This is a genomic window from Pseudomonas wadenswilerensis, from assembly GCF_024749185.1.
Taxonomy (GTDB): domain Bacteria; phylum Pseudomonadota; class Gammaproteobacteria; order Pseudomonadales; family Pseudomonadaceae; genus Aquipseudomonas; species Aquipseudomonas wadenswilerensis.
Map to the genome: position 1 here is coordinate 4666241 of NZ_CP087191.1, position 17551 is coordinate 4683791.

General features: G+C 62.7%; 14 protein-coding genes. 9 read left to right on the forward strand and 5 right to left on the reverse strand.

The window, feature by feature from the left end:
• Positions 1–26: 26 nt before the first annotated feature.
• Complete coding sequence (locus tag LOY45_RS21360) at positions 27–908, reverse strand: MBL fold metallo-hydrolase (protein ID WP_258578325.1); 882 nt, start codon at positions 906–908, stop codon at positions 27–29.
• A gap of 105 nt (positions 909–1013) precedes the next feature.
• Between LOY45_RS21360 and LOY45_RS21365 the strand changes: the two genes are divergently transcribed.
• Positions 1014–1922 (forward strand): LysR family transcriptional regulator, encoded by a 909-nt coding sequence (locus LOY45_RS21365; RefSeq protein ID WP_134061491.1) that lies wholly within the window; start codon positions 1014–1016, stop codon positions 1920–1922.
• Between the two features lie 72 nt (positions 1923–1994).
• Positions 1995–2168, forward strand: a complete 174-nt coding sequence (locus tag LOY45_RS21370) for a hypothetical protein (protein ID WP_166675649.1) — start codon at positions 1995–1997, stop codon at positions 2166–2168.
• Here LOY45_RS21370 and LOY45_RS21375 read toward each other — a convergent pair.
• Complete coding sequence (locus LOY45_RS21375; protein ID WP_115085515.1) at positions 2161–3039, reverse strand: helix-turn-helix domain-containing protein; 879 nt, start codon at positions 3037–3039, stop codon at positions 2161–2163. The two genes, LOY45_RS21370 and LOY45_RS21375, sit on opposite strands and share 8 nt — an antisense overlap.
• A gap of 169 nt (positions 3040–3208) precedes the next feature.
• On the opposite strand from LOY45_RS21375, the gene pobA reads away from it, so the two are divergent.
• Positions 3209–4402, forward strand: coding sequence for a 4-hydroxybenzoate 3-monooxygenase (gene pobA / locus LOY45_RS21380; RefSeq protein WP_115085514.1), 1194 nt, complete (start codon positions 3209–3211; stop codon positions 4400–4402).
• Positions 4403–4480: 78 nt separating this feature from the next.
• Complete coding sequence (locus tag LOY45_RS21385) at positions 4481–5938, forward strand: MDR family MFS transporter (RefSeq protein ID WP_258578326.1); 1458 nt, start codon at positions 4481–4483, stop codon at positions 5936–5938.
• Between the two features lie 50 nt (positions 5939–5988).
• Here the strand turns inward: LOY45_RS21385 and LOY45_RS21390 are convergent, their stop codons facing one another.
• Entirely contained in the window at positions 5989–6621 is a 633-nt protein-coding gene (locus LOY45_RS21390) for a TetR family transcriptional regulator (RefSeq protein ID WP_115085513.1), read from the reverse strand.
• Positions 6622–6880: 259 nt separating this feature from the next.
• Here LOY45_RS21390 and LOY45_RS21395 point away from each other — a divergent pair, with 259 nt between their 5' ends.
• The 4 genes from LOY45_RS21395 to LOY45_RS21410 all read left to right on the forward strand — a co-directional run bounded on the left by LOY45_RS21395 (position 6881) and on the right by LOY45_RS21410 (position 14171).
• Entirely contained in the window at positions 6881–8032 is a 1152-nt protein-coding gene (locus tag LOY45_RS21395; protein ID WP_115085512.1) for an efflux RND transporter periplasmic adaptor subunit, read from the forward strand.
• A 3-nt stretch (positions 8033–8035) separates the two neighbouring features.
• Complete coding sequence (ttgB, locus tag LOY45_RS21400) at positions 8036–11188, forward strand: multidrug efflux RND transporter permease subunit TtgB (RefSeq protein ID WP_115085511.1); 3153 nt, start codon at positions 8036–8038, stop codon at positions 11186–11188.
• Entirely contained in the window at positions 11185–12639 is a 1455-nt protein-coding gene (locus LOY45_RS21405; protein ID WP_115085510.1) for an AdeC/AdeK/OprM family multidrug efflux complex outer membrane factor, read from the forward strand. The genes ttgB and LOY45_RS21405 overlap by 4 nt, the downstream gene beginning before the upstream one ends.
• A gap of 278 nt (positions 12640–12917) precedes the next feature.
• Positions 12918–14171 (forward strand): OprD family porin, encoded by a 1254-nt coding sequence (locus LOY45_RS21410; RefSeq protein WP_258578327.1) that lies wholly within the window; start codon positions 12918–12920, stop codon positions 14169–14171.
• 102 nt (positions 14172–14273) lie between these two features.
• Here LOY45_RS21410 and LOY45_RS21415 read toward each other — a convergent pair whose 3' ends face one another.
• The gene (locus LOY45_RS21415; protein WP_258578328.1) at positions 14274–15161 is read right to left on the reverse strand and encodes a TauD/TfdA dioxygenase family protein; all 888 of its coding nucleotides are present in this window, start codon (positions 15159–15161) and stop codon (positions 14274–14276) included.
• Between the two features lie 182 nt (positions 15162–15343).
• On the opposite strand from LOY45_RS21415, the gene LOY45_RS21420 reads away from it, so the two are divergent.
• Entirely contained in the window at positions 15344–16270 is a 927-nt protein-coding gene (locus LOY45_RS21420) for a LysR family transcriptional regulator (protein WP_036996727.1), read from the forward strand.
• Here LOY45_RS21420 and LOY45_RS21425 read toward each other — a convergent pair.
• Positions 16227–17273, reverse strand: a complete 1047-nt coding sequence (locus LOY45_RS21425) for an ABC transporter substrate-binding protein (RefSeq protein ID WP_258578329.1) — start codon at positions 17271–17273, stop codon at positions 16227–16229. The two genes, LOY45_RS21420 and LOY45_RS21425, sit on opposite strands and share 44 nt — an antisense overlap.
• Positions 17274–17551 lie beyond the last annotated feature (278 nt).

A 17551-nucleotide genomic window follows, 5' to 3' on the forward strand; every position in this document is an offset into this window, starting at 1 on the left:
AATCTCCAGTCAAAGTTGAACGACGCTTACCACTTCATCTCGCCCTTGGCGACCTTGGCGCTGAGCTCCAGCGAGCTCTCTTCACCCAGGTCCGGGTAACGTTTTTTCATGGCCGCGATCAGTTCGGCGGAGTTGCCAGCCTTGGCGGTTTCTTCGTCGAAGGCACGGATATAGTCTGCGGTGAACTGCACCGCCTTGAGCGAGCGGCTGCCCTGGCCCAGGTAGTGGCCAGGGATCACGGTGTCGGGCTTGAGCTGTTCGATGCGCTTGAGGGTCGACAGCCAGTCCTTGTGCGATTGCGCCGACTGCGTGTCGGCCATCCACACGTGCAGGTTCTCGGCGACCACCACACCACCGACCACCGCCTTGATCGACGGAATCCACACGAAACTGCGGTCCGGCTGCGGGCCGTCGAGGCCGACCACTTGCAGGCGCTGGCCTTCAAGCTTCAGCTCATTGCCTTGCAACACCTGCGGCACAATCAGCTTCGCCGGTTTGTCGGCGCCCATCTGCGGCCCCCAGTAGGCCAGCTTGCCGTCCATGGTCTGCTTGATATGGGCGACGGTCGCCGCCGAGGCCACGACCTTGGCCTTGGGGTAGGCATCGGTCAGGGTCTGCAGGCCGAAGTAGTAGTCCGGGTCACCGTGGCTGATATAGATGGTGGTCAGTTGCTTGCCGCTCGCTTGCAGCTTGGCCAGCACCTGCTCGGCCTGGGCCTTGCCGAACTGGGCATCGACCAGGATGGCGTCATGCTTGCCGCTGACGATCACCGAGATGACCGGGAACAAGGCGTTGGTGCCCGGGTTGTAGACATCCAGGTTCAGCGGCTCGGCGGCCGCAGCCTGGGCCATGACCCCAAGGGTGGCGAAAGCCAGCAACAGACGGCGCAGGGAAAACGAACGAGGCATCAAGGCGATTCCTGTGAAGTGGGCGATGAACAACAGCTTAGTTGCACGATCCGTCACAAAAAATGCGATGCTTAGGATTAGTTTGTTTCTGAAAGCGTGCAAATCATGGATCGTCTGACAGCAATGCGGGTTTTCGTCAGCGTGGTCGACCTGGGCAGCCAATCGGCCGCCGCCGACCACCTGGAACTCTCCCGACCGGTGGTTTCCCGGTATCTCGCCGAACTTGAGGACTGGGTGGGGGCGCGCCTGATGCAACGCACCACGCGCCGCCTGAGCCTGACCGCCGCCGGCCAGGAAACCCTGCCGCGCTGCCGGCAGATGCTCGAGCTTGCCGGTGACCTGCAGGCGGCTGTCAGCACCCCGAACGATGCCCCGCGCGGCGAACTGCGTATCAGCGTCAGTACCTCGTTCGGCCAGGCGCAGTTGATGGACGCCGTGGCCGACTACGTCAAACGCTACCCCGGGGTGAAAATCGACCTGCAGATGCTCGACCGCACGGTGAACCTCGTGGATGAACGCATCGACCTGGCGATCCGCACCAGTAACGACCTGGACCCGAACCTGATCGCCCGGCGCCTGACCGTGTGCCGTTCGGTGATCTGCGCCTCCCCCGCCTACCTGCACCAGCACCCGGCGCCGCAGCACGTGCAGGAGCTCAGCCAGCACAACTGCCTGACCCATTCCTACTTCGGCCGCAGCCTCTGGCATTTCGACGTGGCTGGCGAGGTAGTGTCGGTACCGGTGCAGGGCAACATCAGCGCCAACGAAGCCATGACCCTGCAACGGGCGGCACTGGCCGGCGCCGGCGTGGCGATGCTGCCGACCTATCAGGCAGCCGGCGCCTTGCGCAGCGGCGAACTGATTCGCCTGCTACCCCAGGCCAAGCCGCGGGAGCTGAACCTCAACGCCGTGTACACCTCGCGCAAGCACATGCCGGCCACCCTGCGCAGCATGCTCGACTTTCTCGCCGAGCGCTTTACCGCCGAGCCGATCTGGGACCAGGACCTGCTCTAAACCGGGCATACCCGGCCAGGCTGACCTATGCTTTGAATAGCACCTGTACGTGATTTGCAGGAGGTCAGCATCATGGGCGTCAAATCCAGAAAATGCGCCGTTATCTGTGCCATGGCCGCTGTGGTCGGGCTGTATGCCGCCGCAGCCTACCGGGTCGAGCAGATCCGCAACCAACCCTACTCTGCCGCCAGTTGCAGCCTGGCCCATTGCGTGCCGCACACTGCGACGCTGAGCGCACTCAAGTAGGTGACTGCGGGGCCTGGTAACGAAAGTCGCTGGGGGCCTTGCCGGTCAGGCGACGGAAGAACCGCGAAAAATACGCAGGATCTGCGAAGCCCAGGCTGTCGGCCAGTTGCTTGATGCTCAGGCTGGTGTAGACCAGCTCGCGCTTGGCTTCGAGCAACAAGCGTTGATGGATGATCTGCAAGGCCGACTGCCCGGCCAGCTCACGGCAGATGCTGTTCAGGTGCGCTACCGAAACCCCCACCTCATAGGCCAGCGCCTCGACGCTCGGCTGCTGGCGAAACTGCTGCTCCACCAGCTTGTTGAAGCGTTCCAGATACTCACGCCCGCGCGCCACCGCAAGACCTTGGCCATGGTGCTGCAAGCATTGTCGGCTGATCCACACCACCAGCAGGTTGATCAATGAGCGCAACTGCAAGTCGCGCCCGGGCTGGCCCTGCTGGTACTCCTGCTGCAAGGCGCTGAACAGGCTGTACAAGTAAGTACGATGGTCGCCCGCCAGATAAGTACCGACCTGGGCCAGGGCCGCCGGCGCGCCTGCCAGCTGCGTGTGCAGCAGACTCACCAGGGGTGCTGCCAGGGTTACCACGTAGCCATCGACGTCGCTGGAAAAGCGAAAACCATGCACACACAACGCCGGCACCACCTGAATCGCCGCCTGATCCAGGCGCCGCACCTGACCTTCCACCTCGATCTCGGCCTGCCCTTCATAAAGGAACAGCAACTGGCACAGGTCGGCATGCCGATGGGGTTCGATTTCCCAGTCATGCAAGCGGCTGCGCGCCGGGATCGACTCGCAGTGCAGCAGGTCCGGGGTAGGCCACTGCAACGGCTCGCCGTAGAGCTTGAACACCGGGATCGAGGCTTTGCTCATCTGTTGATTGGCTCCCGGGCCGATGCCCGATAATCGCACTGATTGGTGAAAAGTACTGCTATACGCCTGTTTTATCCCTTCTTCGCTCGGGTTTCCAAGCGAAAAATGCAAGCACAACAATCATAAGCTGCTTTCGGCCCTGCGCTGAAGCTTGCCTGGGATAACAACAATGAAGACTCAAGTCGCAATTATCGGTGCCGGCCCTTCCGGCCTGCTGCTCGGCCAGTTGCTGCACAAGGCCGGGATCGCCAACGTCATCGTCGAGCGCCAGAGCGCCGACTACGTACTCGGGCGCATTCGCGCCGGGGTACTGGAACAGGGCATGGTCGAGTTGCTGCGCGAAGCCGGGGTCGGCGCGCGCATGGACGCCGAGGGCCTGCCCCACAGCGGTTTTGAACTGGCCTTCGACGGGCGCCGCGAACATATCGACCTCAAGGGCCTGACCGGCGGCAAAGGCGTCATGATCTACGGCCAGACCGAAGTTACCCGCGATCTGATGGCCGCGCGCGAAGCCTGCGGCGCCGTCACTGTCTATCAAGCCGACAACGTCCGGCCCCATGACCTGAAGTCCGAGCGTCCTTACCTGACGTTCGAAAAGGACGGCGAAGTGCAGCGCCTGGACTGCGACTATATAGCCGGCTGCGACGGTTACCACGGCATCGCCCGGCAATCGATTCCCGCCGAAGCACTGAAGGTTTTCGAACGGGTCTACCCTTTCGGTTGGCTCGGCGTGCTGGCCGACACCCCGCCGGTCAGCGACGAGCTGGTGTATGCCCGCCACGAACGCGGCTTTGCCCTGTGCAGCCTGCGCTCGCCGACCCGCACCCGTTACTACGTGCAGGTGGGCGCTGAAGAGAAGGTCGAGGACTGGTCCGATGAGCGTTTCTGGGCCGAGCTCAAATCGCGCCTGCCGGCGGATCTGGCCGAACGCCTGGTGACCGGTCCTTCGATCGAAAAAAGCATCGCGCCGCTACGCAGCTTCGTGGTCGAACCCATGCAGTACGGCAAGCTGTTCCTGCTCGGCGACGCCGCGCACATCGTCCCGCCCACCGGCGCCAAGGGCCTGAACCTGGCGGCCAGCGATGTCAGCACCTTGTACAACATCCTGCGCAAGGTCTACGGCGAAGGGCGTACCGACCTGCTCGAGCGCTACTCGCAGATCTGCCTGCGGCGGATCTGGAAGGCCGAGCGCTTTTCCTGGTGGATGACTTCGATCCTGCACCGCTTTCCTGACAGCGATGCCTTCAGCCAGCGTATCCAGCAAACCGAGCTTGAGTACTACGTCAGTTCTAAAGCCGGTCGTACGACCTTGGCAGAAAACTATGTCGGCCTGCCCTACGAGGCTATCGAGGAAGACGCTTAGCAAGCTATCGAGTAGACTGGTCGGCACCTGCTCCCGCAGCTGATCGGCTGCGGGCCTTACCTGCCCCAGAGCTGGCCCGTGACTCAACTGAACACTCCGCAACCGGTACTGCGCAGCGTGCTCGTCGCGCTGATGCTGGCGATCTTTCTCGGCGCCCTCGACCAGACCATCGTCGCCGTGTCGATGCCGGCGATTTCAGCGCAATTCAACGATGTCGGCCTGCTGGCCTGGGTGATTTCCGGCTACATGGTGGCCATGACCGTGGCCGTGCCGATCTACGGCAAACTCGGTGACCTGTATGGCCGGCGGCGGATGATCCTTACCGGCACCGCGCTCTTTACCCTGGCCTCGATTTTCTGCGCGCTGGCACAGAACATGGAGCAACTGGTGCTGGCGCGGGTGCTGCAGGGTGTCGGCGCCGGCGGCATGGTCTCGGTCAGCCAGGCGATCATTGGCGACTTTGTGCCGCCGCGCGAACGTGGTCGCTACCAGGGTTACTTCAGCAGCATGTACGCCCTGGCCAGCGTCGCCGGGCCAGTGCTGGGCGGGTTGCTCACCGAATACCTGTCATGGCGCTGGGTGTTCTGGCTCAACCTGCCCCTGGGCCTGACCGCCTGGTGGGTGACGCGCCGTGCCCTGCGCAGCCTGCAGGTACCAACGCACAAAGCGCAGGTCGATTACCTCGGCGCCGCCCTGCTGATTCTCGGCCTGGGCAGCCTGTTGCTGGGCATCTCCCTGATCGGCCAGGGCCAGCCCTGGGATTCTGCACAAGTTGCCAGCCTGCTCGGTTGTGCACTGATCGGGCTGCTGCTGTTCGTGCTTCATGAGCAACGCGCCGCCGAACCGCTGCTGCCGTTGAAGCTATTCGCCAATCGCATCGCCACCCTGTGCTGGTGCACGATCTTCTTCACCAGCTTCCAGGCCATTTCGCTGACCATGCTGATGCCGCTGCGCTATCAGAGCATCACCGGTGCCGGCGCCGACAGCGCGGCCCTGCACTTGCTGCCGCTGGCCATCGGCCTGCCGATCGGCGCCTATTGCGGCGGCCGCCTTACCACTTTCACCGGGCGCTACAAGCCGCAGATTCTCGGCGGCGCCCTGCTGATGCCGTTTGCCATCGTCGGCATGGCCTTCAGCCCGCCGCAGGCGGCCTGGTTCAGTGGGGTGTTCATGCTGTTGACCGGGATCGCCTCGGGCCTGCAATTCCCCACTTCGCTGGTGGCGACCCAGAGTGCGGTCGAGCCCCGGGATATCGGCGTGGCCACCAGCACCACCAACCTGTTCCGCTCCCTGGGCGGGGCGATGGGCGTGGCCTGCATGTCGACCCTGCTGCTGGCGATGCTTGCCCAGGGCGGCCTGAACCTGGCCGGCGATGCCCTGCTTGGCAGCCTGCAGGCTGGCGAGCCGACCGCGGCGATGCAGGCCGAGTTGCTGTTGACCTTTCGCAACCTGCTGCTCGGCAGTGCTACGGTTTCGCTGCTGGGGCTGACGGCGGCGCTGGCCTTGCCTGACAGGCAATTGCGCGGCCGCCAGTAGGACCTTTATAACCGGCGTAGAAACAAATGATCACAAAGCTTCACAAAGTGTCATTTGCGCAAGGCGGGGCTCAAGCGCAGCATATCCAGCCCGGTATCGATCCACTGCTCGGCCTGGTTCAGCAGGTCAAAGCTGTCGGGCAGCAGTAGCCAGCGGCGAATCAGCCCGTCTATATAGGCGTAGATGGCCAATGCCGCGCGTTCCGGGTCCACGTCGGCGGGCAGTTGCCCGCGCTTGACTGCATTGCCCAGCGACAACGCGATATGGGCATGACATTCGATCGTCGAGGACTGCCGTTGCTGGCGGATCTCACACATATCATCGGTGAACTCGCATTTGTGATGCAGAATTTCATTGATTCGCCGGGTTTTCGGATCAAGCACCATCTGGTGCATCAACCGCACCAGCAGCTTGCGCATACAGCCGAGCGGGTCGACTTCATCCTCGCTTTCACTGGCCCGGGCCAGGGCGTCCAGCGGCTCGTGCAGGCTGTCGAGCATGGCCTCCACCAGTTCGGCCTTGTCGTTGAAGTGCCAGTAGATTGCGCCGCGGGTCACGCCCGCCTCTTTGGCGATATCGGCCAGGGTGGTACGCGCTACCCCGCGCTTGTAGAAGGCCTTTTCCGCGGCCTCGAGAATCTGGGCGCGGGTTTCCTGGGCTTCTTCTTTGGTTCGACGGACCATGGCAGTACAACCTCATCAGGCCCGGGCACGCACGCTGGGTGCCTGGGAGTCGGACCGGGTCAGCCTCTGCAGGCTGTTACCGGCTGTATTAATTTGGGGGCTCGCATCGGCTGAACGCTTCGCCTGCGAGGTATTTACAAACAACCATGAATGTAAGTATATTCCTTAGCAAGCTATTTATCCACTCGACAGCATTTTTTATAGCGCACCCTTTCCATTATTCTTGAGCGTCTTCAGCTCTTGCGACCCGAGGATCTTCATGCAATTCAAGCCAGCTGTTACCGCTCTGGTTTCCGCCGTCGCCCTGGCAACACTGCTCAGCGGCTGTAAAAAGGAAGAGGCGGCGCCTGCGGCGCAAGCTCCTCAGGTCGGCGTCGTAACCCTGCAAACCCAGGCCTATACCCTGACGTCCGATCTCCCAGGCCGTACCACCGCGTACCGCATTGCCGAGGTTCGACCCCAGGTCAACGGCATCATTCTCAAGCGCCTGTTCAAGGAAGGCAGCGAAGTCAAGGAAGGCCAGCAGCTGTACCAGATCGACCCGTCGGTGTACGAGGCGACCCTGACCAGTGCCCAGGCCAACCTGCAATCGACCAGCTCGCTGGCCAACCGTTACAAGCAACTGGTCAGCGAACAGGCTGTCAGCCGCCAGGAATACGACGACGCCAACGCCAAACGTTTGCAGGCTCAAGCCTCGCTGCGCAGCGCCCAGATCGACCTGCGTTACACCAAGGTCCTGGCCCCGCTGAGCGGTCGCGTCGGACGCTCTTCGGTTACCGAAGGTGCACTGGTCAACAATGGCCAGGCCGAAGCCATGGCAGTGATCCAGCAGCTCGACCCGATCTACGTCGACGTTACCCAGTCCTCGGCCGAGCTGCTCAAGCTGCGCCGTGAACTGGAAAGCGGCCAGCTGCAGAAGGTCGGCGACAACGCCGCCAAGGTCACCCTGACCCTGGAAGACGGCAGCACCTATGGCAAGGAAGGTCGCCTGGAGTTTTCCGAAGTCTCGGTTGACCAGACCACCGGCTCCGTCACCCTGCGTGCCGTGTTCCCCAACCCTGAGCACAACCTGCTGCCGGGCATGTTCGTCCACGCGCGCCTGGCCGCCGGGGTCAACAGCGCAGCCATCCTCGCACCGCAGCAAGGCGTGACCCGCGACCTCAAGGGCCAGCCGACCGCGTTGATCGTCAACCCGGACAACAAGGTCGAACTGCGCCAGCTCAAGGCCAGCCGTACCGTGGGTAGCGACTGGCTGATCGAGGAAGGCCTGAACCCGGGCGACCGCCTGATCACCGAAGGCCTGCAGTTCGTCAAGCCGGGCGTCGAGGTCAAGGTCAGCGAAGCCACCAACGTCAAGCCTGCCCAGCCAACCCAGGCCAATGCAACGACTGCAGGGGCCAAAGGGGAATAAACCATGTCGAGATTCTTTATCGATCGCCCGATCTTTGCCTGGGTGATCGCCTTGGTGATCATGCTGGTCGGCGCCTTGTCGATCCTCAAGTTGCCAATCAACCAGTACCCGAGCATCGCGCCGCCGGCCATCGCCATCGCCGTGACCTACCCGGGCGCCTCGGCGCAGACCGTGCAGGACACCGTGGTCCAGGTGATCGAGCAGCAGCTCAACGGTATCGACAACCTGCGTTATGTATCGTCGGAAAGTAACTCCGACGGCAGCATGACCATTACCGCGACCTTCGAGCAGGGTACCAACCCCGATACCGCGCAGGTCCAGGTGCAGAACAAGCTGAACCTGGCCACCCCGCTGCTGCCGCAAGAAGTGCAGCAGCAGGGTATCCGCGTGACCAAGGCGGTGAAGAACTTCCTGCTGGTGATCGGCCTGGTGTCCGAAGACGGCAGCATGTCCAAGGACGACCTGGCCAACTACATCGTCTCCAACATGCAGGACCCGATCTCGCGCACGGCCGGTGTCGGTGACTTCCAGGTGTTCGGTGCCCAGTACGCCATGCGTATCTGGCTCGACCCGGCCAAGCTGAACAAGTATCAGCTGACCCCGGTCGACGTGCGTACCGCCGTGGCCGCGCAGAACGTCCAGGTGTCCTCCGGCCAGCTCGGCGGCCTGCCTGCCCTGCCAGGCACCCAGCTCAACGCCACCATCATCGGCAAGACCCGCCTGCAGACTGCCGAGCAGTTCGAGAAGATCCTGCTCAAGGTCAACCGTGACGGCTCCCAGGTGCGCCTGGGCGATGTCGCCAAGGTCGGCCTGGGTGGCGAGAACTACGCGATCAGCGCCCAGTTCAACGGCAAGCCGGCTTCCGGCCTGGCAGTAAAACTGGCCACCGGCGCCAACGCCCTGGATACCGCCAAGGCCCTGCGTCAAACCATCACCGACCTGGAACCGTTCTTCCCGGAAGGCATGAAGGCGGTGTTCCCGTATGACACCACGCCGGTCGTGACCGAATCGATCAGCGGGGTAATCCACACCCTGATCGAAGCGATCGTGCTGGTGTTCCTGGTGATGTACCTGTTCCTGCAGAACTTCCGCGCCACCATCATCACCACCATGACCGTACCGGTGGTGTTGCTGGGTACTTTCGGCATCCTTGCCGCGGCGGACTTCAGCATCAACACCCTGACCATGTTCGGCATGGTGCTGGCTATCGGCTTGCTGGTGGACGACGCCATCGTCGTGGTGGAGAACGTCGAGCGGGTGATGGCCGAAGAGGGGCTGTCACCCAAGGAAGCGACCAAGAAGTCCATGGGCCAGATCCAGGGTGCCCTGGTCGGTATTGCCCTGGTACTGTCGGCAGTATTGCTGCCAATGGCGTTCTTCGGCGGCTCCACCGGGGTGATCTACAAACAGTTCTCGATCACCATCGTCTCGGCCATGGCCCTGTCGGTACTGGTTGCCCTGATCTTCACTCCGGCGCTGTGCGCAACCATGCTCAAGCCGATTGCCAAGGGCGAGCACCACGTTGCCAAGCGCGGCTTCTTCGGCTGGTTCAACCGCAACTTCGACCGCAGCGTGCGCAGCTACGAGCGCGGTGTCGGCAACATGTTGCGGCACAAGGCCCCTTACCTGCTGGCCTACCTGCTGATCGTGGTCGGCATGATCTGGCTGTTCACCCGGATCCCAACGGCGTTCCTGCCTGAAGAAGACCAGGGTGTTCTTTTCGCCCAGGTGCAGACCCCGGCCGGTTCCAGCGCCGAGCGCACCCAGGTGGTGATCGACGAGATGCGCAGCTACCTGCTCGACAAGGAAGCCGATACTGTTGCCTCGGTGTTCACCGTCAACGGCTTCAACTTCGCCGGTCGTGGCCAGAGCTCGGGCATGGCGTTCATCATGCTCAAGCCGTGGGGCGAGCGTTCTGCCGAGAACAACGTGTTCAACCTGGCGAACCGCGCCCAGCAGCACTTCTTCAGCTTCCGCGATGCGATGGTGTTCGCCTTTGCCCCGCCTGCGGTACTGGAGCTGGGTAACGCCACCGGTTTCGACGTGTTCCTGCAAGACCGTGCCGGTGTCGGCCACGACAAGCTGATGGAAGCGCGTAACCAGTTCCTCGGCATGGCCGCGCAGAGCAAGATCCTTTCGGCAGTGCGCCCGAACGGCCTGAACGATGAACCGCAGTACCAGCTGACCGTCGACGACGAGCGCGCCAGTGCCCTGGGCGTGACCATTGCCGACATCAACAACACCCTGTCGATTGCCCTGGGTGCCAGCTACGTCAACGACTTCATCGACCGCGGTCGGGTCAAGAAGGTCTACATCCAGGGTGAAGCCGGTGCACGGATGAGCCCGGAAGACCTGCAGAAGTGGTACGTGCGCAACGCCGCCGGCGAAATGGTGCCGTTCTCCTCCTTCGCCAAGGGCGAGTGGATCTACGGGGCACCGAAGCTGTCGCGTTACAACGGTGTAGAAGCCATGGAAATCCTCGGTGCGCCAGCCCCTGGCTACAGTACCGGTGAAGCCATGCTCGAGGTCGAGCGCCTGGCCGCGCAACTGCCGGCGGGTATCGGTTACTCCTGGACGGGCCTGTCGTACGAGGAGCGGCTGTCCGGCTCCCAGGCGCCAGCGCTGTACGCCCTGTCGCTGCTGATGGTGTTCCTGTGTCTGGCGGCGCTGTATGAAAGCTGGTCGATCCCGATCGCGGTCATGCTCGTGGTACCGCTGGGGATTATCGGTGCGCTGCTGGCTACCAGCCTGCGCGGGTTGTCCAACGACGTGTACTTCCAGGTGGGCCTGTTGACCACCATCGGCCTGGCGGCGAAGAACGCGATTCTGATCGTCGAGTTCGCCAAGGAACTGCACGAGCAGGGCCGCAGCCTGATGGATGCGGCCATCGAAGCCTGCCGGATGCGTCTGCGGCCGATCATCATGACCTCGCTGGCGTTCATCCTCGGCGTAGTACCGTTGGCCATCTCCAGCGGCGCAGGCTCGGGTAGCCAGCACGCCATCGGTACCGGGGTAATCGGCGGGATGCTGACCGCCACCGTACTGGCAATTTTCTGGGTGCCATTGTTCTTCGTAAGCGTGTCGTCGCTATTCGGTAGCAAGAAGCCCGAAGAAGACGCCACCCCTGAAACTCCACGCTATGAGGCCGGGCAATGAGTAAGTCCCTGTTGTCCCTGGCAGTAACCGCTTTCATTCTTGGCGGCTGCTCGCTGATCCCTGACTACCAGACCCCGGAATCGCCGGTGGCCGCGCAGTGGCCGCAAGGCCCTGCCTACTCGCCGACCGAGTCGGCCGAGGTGGCTGCCGCCGAACAGGGCTGGCGTCAGTTCTTCCATGACCCGGCGCTGCAGCAGTTGATCCAGAGCGCGCTGGTCAACAACCGCGACCTCAAGGTCGCGGCGCTGAACATCGATGCCTACCGCGCGCAGTACCGCATCCAGCGGGCCGACCTGTTCCCGGCGGTCTCGGCCAATGGCAGCGGCAGCCGTCAGCGGATGCCGGCGAACATGTCGCAAACCGGTGAATCCAGTATCAGCAGCCAGTACTCGGCGACCCTCGGGGTCAGCGCGTACGAGCTCGACCTGTTCGGCCGGGTGCGCAGCCTGACCGAGCAGCAACTGGAAATCTACCTGTCCAGCGAAGAAGCGCGGCGCTCGACGCAGATCAGCCTGGTGGCCAGTGTGGCCAACGCCTACTTCACCTGGCAGGCCGACCAGGCGCTGCTCAAGCTGACCGAAGACACCCTCAAGACCTACGAGGAAAGCTACCAGCTGACCTTGCGCAGTAATGAAGTAGGTGTGGCTTCGGCCCTGGACCTGAGCCAGGCACGTACTTCGGTTGAAGGCGCGCGGGTCAAGCTGGCGCAGTTCCAGCGCCAGGTTGCCCAGGACCTCAACAGCCTGACCGTGCTGCTCGGCACCGGCGTGCCGGCCAACCTGCCGGCGGCGCAGAAGCTCGACAGCGACCTGCTGGCCGAAGTCCCGGCGGGCCTGCCGTCCGACCTGCTGCAACGCCGCCCGGACATCCAGGAAGCCGAACACCTGCTCAAGGCCGCCAATGCCAACATCGGCGCCGCCCGCGCAGCGTTCTTCCCGAGCATCAGCCTGACTGCCAACGCCGGTACCCTGAGCCCGGACATGGGTGGCCTGTTCAAGGGTGGTTCGGGCACCTGGCTGTTCCAGCCGCAGATCAACCTGCCGATCTTCAACGCCGGTTCCCTGCGTGCCAGCCTCGACTACTCGAAGATCCAGAAGGACATCAACGTCGCGAAATACGAGAAAACCATCCAGACCGCCTTCCAGGAAGTCTCCGATGGCCTCGCCGCGCGCCAGACCTTCAATCAGCAGTTGCAGGCCCAGCGCGACCTGGTTGCCGCCAACCAGGACTACTACCGCCTGGCCGAGCGTCGTTACCGCATTGGTATCGATAGCAACCTGACCTTCCTCGACGCCCAGCGTCAGCTGTTCAACACCCAGCAGTCGTTGATCAGTGATCGCCTGTCGCAGCTGGTCAGCGAGGTCAACCTGTACAAGGCCCTCGGTGGCGGCTGGTACGAGCAGACCGGTCAGGCGCAGCAGCAGGCTGCAGCCCAGACGCCGAAAGGCTGAGTGTTTGCGTTGTGAAAGAGCCCACCCTTGCGGTGGGCTTTTTTATGCAATCGCCTGCAGGAGCGGGCTTGCCCCCGCGATGATGAATTAACCAACCAGTTACCGTTCGATTATCGCCCAATTCCGCCTGTAACGAATTGATTCACCCCCGCCCGCCGCCGCACCATCGCTTCGCAGCTTTTCCAAAGCGTACCCCCAAAAGATCGTAGCCCGGCCTGTGACCTCCAACTGTCGCAGCGGATGGCTTCGGCTTACATAAAAACAAGAGACAACAGACGATGACCACACCCGCACCCGCACGACACCTGCTTCCCGGCTTGTTGGCCATGACTTGCGCCCTGCCCGCCTTCGCGGCCGAAGGCGGCTTTGTCGAGGACGCCAAGGCCAGCCTCAACCTGCGCAATTTCTACATCAACCGCAACTTCGTCGACCCGGCCAACCCGCAAGGCAAGGCCGAGGAATGGACCCAGAGCTTCATCCTCGACGCCCGCTCCGGCTTTACCCAGGGCCTGGTCGGCTTCGGTGTCGATGTATTGGGCCTGTACTCGGTCAAGCTCGATGGCGGCAAGGGCACGGCGGGCACACACTTGTTGCCGGTGCACGATGACGGGCGCCCGGCCGACGATTTCGGCCGTCTCGGCGTGGCACTGAAAGCGAAGATCTCCAACACCGAACTGAAGGTTGGTGAATGGATGCCGGTGCTGCCGATTTTGCGTTCGGACGACGGCCGCTCGCTGCCGCAAACCTTCCGCGGCGGGCAGATCACCTCCCAGGAAATCACCGGCCTGACCCTGTATGCCGGGCAGTTCCGCGGCAACAGCCCGCGCAATGACGCGAGCATGGAAGACATGTCGATGAACGGCCGGGCGGCCTTCACCTCCGACCGCTTCAACTTTGCCGGTGGCGAATACAGCTTCAACGACAAGCGCACGATGATCGGTTTGTGGAACGCCGAACTCAAGGACATCTACAACCAGCAGTACCTCAACCTGGTGCACAGCCAGCCGCTGGGCGACTGGACCCTGGGCGCCAACCTCGGCTACTTCATCGGCAAGGAAGACGGCGCCGAACGCGCCGGCAAACTGGACAACCGCACCGCCTCGGCGATGCTCTCGGCCAAGTACGGCGCCAGTACCTTCTATGTTGGCCTGCAGAAAGTCAGCGGCGACGATGCCTGGATGCGGGTCAATGGCACCAGTGGTGGCACCCTGGCCAACGACAGCTACAACTCAAGCTTCGACAACGCCCAGGAGCGCTCCTGGCAGTTGCGTCACGACTACAACTTCGCCGGCCTCGGCGTGCCCGGGCTGACCCTGATGAACCGCTACATCAGCGGCGACAACGTGCATACCGGCGCCATCACCGATGGCAAGGAATGGGCGCGGGAGTCGGAGCTGGCCTATGTGATCCAGTCCGGGACGTTGAAGAGCCTGTCGCTCAAGTGGCGCAACTCGACCATGCGCCGGGACTACAGCACCAATACCTTTGATGAGAACCGGCTGATCATCAGTTACCCGATCAGTATTCTCTGAACTTGGGGCTGCTTCGCAGCCCATCGCCGGCAACGCCGGCTCCCACAATGTCCGCTGTGCACAACACCCGGACTGTAGGAGCGGGCTTGCCCCGCGATTGCTTCAAGCCCCGCGTGTGGTGCGGCTATGCTGCCCGGCCACCCCCACCGGCACGTCGCCCTGCAAGGTCACCCGGCGTACCACGCGGCCCTGGGGGCCATAATCGTCCACCGCGTAATGCTGGGTCGCGCGGTTATCCCAGATCGCCACGTCACCCGCCTGCCAGCGCCAGCGCACGGTGTTCTCCAGCCGTGTGACATGGCTTTGCAGCAGGTTGAACAGATGTGCCGAGTCGCTCTGCGAGTAGCCCTTGATGCGTTTGACAAAGTGCCCGAGCAAGAGGTTCTTTTCGCCGCTGACCGGGTGCTCGGTTTCATACACCGTCGAGGTGAAGATCTTCCGGTAATTTTCCAGCTGCTCGAGGCTCACGTTGGGCTTGGCTGCGGCGTAGTCGTACTCGTTGCTGTGCACCGCCCAGAGCTGGTCAGCCAGGGCCTGCAACTCGGCAGAAAGGTCCTGATAAGCCGTGGCGGTATTGGCCCATACGGTATCACCGCCGGACGCGGGCGCTACCACCGAGCGCAGGATCGACGCCTTGGGGTAGGCATCGACGAAGGTCACGTCGGTGTGCCAGGAATTGGCCCGGCGCCCTTCGCCACCATCGAGTTCAAGCAGGTAACGCGTGCCTTCGCGCACCGGCACGGTCGGGTGGGCGATCGGCTCGCCGAGCAGGTGGGCAAAGGCTTCCTGGCCCTGGTCATCAAGATGAGTCTGGGCGCGGAAGAACACCACCTTGTACTGCACAAGCGCGGCCTGGATGGCCTCGATCACGGCAGGTTCAAGGTCGGCGCTCAACTGGACCCCGCGGATCTCGGCACCGATGCGACCGGCCACCGGGTGGATGTCCAGCGCGTGGGTGACAGGTGCTACGACGCGTGCGGCATTGCTCATGGTTTGACCCTCATCTGGCTAGGTTGCGCGAAGTGCCGATGAAAGCTCTGCTCTATTGATATGCAAATAAGCTCTAACAAATAAACAGATGCTTCATTGACGGAATAAGAGCTTGCATTTAAAACCTGAGCCTGCACGGCGGCAAATACCTTCGCCGTATTTTTGGAATGCCGGGAAAGCATATGGATCTTCGCCAACTGCGTTACTTCATCGCCCTCACTGAACACCGCAGTTTTGTCCGCGCCGCCGATGCCATGGGCATCACCCAGCCGGCTTTCAGCCGCAGCATCCAGGGCCTGGAACAGGAGTTCGGCTGCGTGCTGATCGATCGCGGCAACAAGGATCTGCGCCCCACGCCCGAAGGCCAGGTGGTGCTGCAGCACGCCCTGCGCCTGGTGCAAGGCGCGGCGCAGCTGAACAGCGAAGTGCAGCAGATGACCAAGCTCGATGCCGGCGAGCTGCGCTTCGGCTGCGGCCCGGCGCCTGCGGTGCACCTGGTGCCGCAGGCGGTGGCACGCTTTCTCGGCGCCCACCCCAAGGTGCGCACCTGCTTCGACGTGGATAACTGGGAAAAACTCAGCCGCGCGCTGAGTCGAGAAGAGATCGAGTTCTTCGTCGCCGACATCCGTCATTTCGAGGCCGACCCGAACTTCCAGACCCAGCCGCTGAGCCCGCGCCGCGGCCTGTTCTTCTGCCGTCCGGGGCACCCGCTGCTGGCCAAGGACAGCCTGTCGACCAACGACATGTTCGACTACCCGCTGGCCACCACCCTGATCCCGCCGGGGGTGCGCAAGCTGCTGGCCAACCTCAGCGGCAAGACCGACTTTGCCCCGCAGGTGCAGACCGAGCACCTGCCGACCCTGGTGAAGATCGTGCTGGGCACCGACGCCATTGGTATCGGCACCGAAGAAGCCTTTGCCGAGGACATCGAACAGGGCCGCCTGATACGCCTGCACTGGCGCAACCTGCCGGCCAACCTCGACAGCCTCAATGCCCGCTGCGGCATCGTCAGCCGCAGCGGTTATCGCCTTTCGCCCGCCGCCCGGGCAATGATCGAAACCCTGATCAGCCTCGATCGGCAGCCAGAGGTGCAGGTGCTGGCCGGATAGCCTGAGGCGCCAGCCACTGCTCGACCTTGAACGGTTTGCGGATCAGCCGCTGCCCGGCGGCCAGGTCAACTGAAGCCTGCAACTTGGCCAGAAAGTCGGCATCCAGGGTCGAGGGGAAGATCTTGCTCAGCTGCTCGTTCTGCAAGTCTTGCTGCAGGATCGCCGGCGGGTAGCTGGCCAGCCCCGAGACCAACTGAATGTAAGCCTCCTTGTTGTCGTCCTGGGTCAGCCAGTGCACGGCCTTCTCCTGAGCAGCTAGCAGTTTTTCCACCAGTTCCGGGTGCTCGTCGACAAAGCGCCCAGCCCCTACCAGCACCGCCTGAACATTACCGGCGCCGCCCAGGTCACGGGTGTTCAGCGGCAGCTCGGCCAGGCCGCGTTGCTTGAGGGCGCTGATGCCGGTCGAGCCCCAGGTGGCGTCGATCTGCCTGGCAGCCAGGGCGGCGATCGCCGCGTTGAAATCCAGGTTGATGACTTTCAGGTCCTTCTCGCTCAGGCCCTGGCTGGCCAGGGCGGCGTCGAACGACAGCTGGGTGGCAGTGCCGCGAAACACCGCCACGCGCTTGCCCTTGAGATCTTGCAAGGTCTTGATGTTGCTGCCCGGCGCCACTCCGAGGTAATGCTTGATGCCGCGCCCGGTGGCGGCCAGCAGGCGGGTGTCGAGGCCATTGGCCTTGCCGATGATCGCCGCCAGGTCGCCGAGGTAGGCGAAGTCGACCTGGCCGTTGGCGAATGCCTCGTTGATCACCGGGCCCGCGCCCTTGAAGTAGTTCCACTGGATGCTGATGCCATCGGCGGCGAAGGCTTTTTCCAGCAATTGCTGGTCGCGCAGTACGTCGGTCACACCGCCGCCGGAGTGCTGGGTGCCGGCGCTCAGGTCGGGCACGGCGATGCGGATTTCCCTGACCTCGCCAGCCTGGGCCAGCGGCGGCAGCCAGCCGACCACCGCGGCCAGGGCGGGAACGGCAAACAGATTGAACACACGGTTGATCGACAGGTTCATGGCACGCGACTCCTTGTAATGGTGCGGCCACGCTACCGACAACCCAGACCAGTAAATAAATACTAATAAATTACATTTTAATAACTTGTAAGCATAAAAGCCGTTCTACGGGCGTTCCAGCGCGCCATGCATCAGGCACAAGAAAAATATGCTTCGAATGCATTGGCTGCGCGTTGTGACAGCAGCTTTAAATGCAGATTCTTATCACCTAAACGAATTGATATTCAAATCTGTAATTCAATTTAAGAATAAGCAAATTTCAACTCGCAGAGGTTTCC

Coding starts and splice junctions, on each gene's coding strand:
- LOY45_RS21360 (WP_258578325.1), bottom strand. CDS start 908: ATGCCTCGTTCGTTTTCCCTGCGCCGTCTGTTGCTGGCTTTCGCCACC.
- LOY45_RS21365 (WP_134061491.1), top strand. CDS start 1,014: ATGGATCGTCTGACAGCAATGCGGGTTTTCGTCAGCGTGGTCGACCTG.
- LOY45_RS21370 (WP_166675649.1), top strand. CDS start 1,995: ATGGGCGTCAAATCCAGAAAATGCGCCGTTATCTGTGCCATGGCCGCT.
- LOY45_RS21375 (WP_115085515.1), bottom strand. CDS start 3,039: ATGAGCAAAGCCTCGATCCCGGTGTTCAAGCTCTACGGCGAGCCGTTG.
- pobA (WP_115085514.1), top strand. CDS start 3,209: ATGAAGACTCAAGTCGCAATTATCGGTGCCGGCCCTTCCGGCCTGCTG.
- LOY45_RS21390 (WP_115085513.1), bottom strand. CDS start 6,621: ATGGTCCGTCGAACCAAAGAAGAAGCCCAGGAAACCCGCGCCCAGATT.
- LOY45_RS21395 (WP_115085512.1), top strand. CDS start 6,881: ATGCAATTCAAGCCAGCTGTTACCGCTCTGGTTTCCGCCGTCGCCCTG.
- ttgB (WP_115085511.1), top strand. CDS start 8,036: ATGTCGAGATTCTTTATCGATCGCCCGATCTTTGCCTGGGTGATCGCC.
- LOY45_RS21405 (WP_115085510.1), top strand. CDS start 11,185: ATGAGTAAGTCCCTGTTGTCCCTGGCAGTAACCGCTTTCATTCTTGGC.
- LOY45_RS21410 (WP_258578327.1), top strand. CDS start 12,918: ATGACCACACCCGCACCCGCACGACACCTGCTTCCCGGCTTGTTGGCC.
- LOY45_RS21415 (WP_258578328.1), bottom strand. CDS start 15,161: ATGAGCAATGCCGCACGCGTCGTAGCACCTGTCACCCACGCGCTGGAC.
- LOY45_RS21420 (WP_036996727.1), top strand. CDS start 15,344: ATGGATCTTCGCCAACTGCGTTACTTCATCGCCCTCACTGAACACCGC.
- LOY45_RS21425 (WP_258578329.1), bottom strand. CDS start 17,273: ATGAACCTGTCGATCAACCGTGTGTTCAATCTGTTTGCCGTTCCCGCC.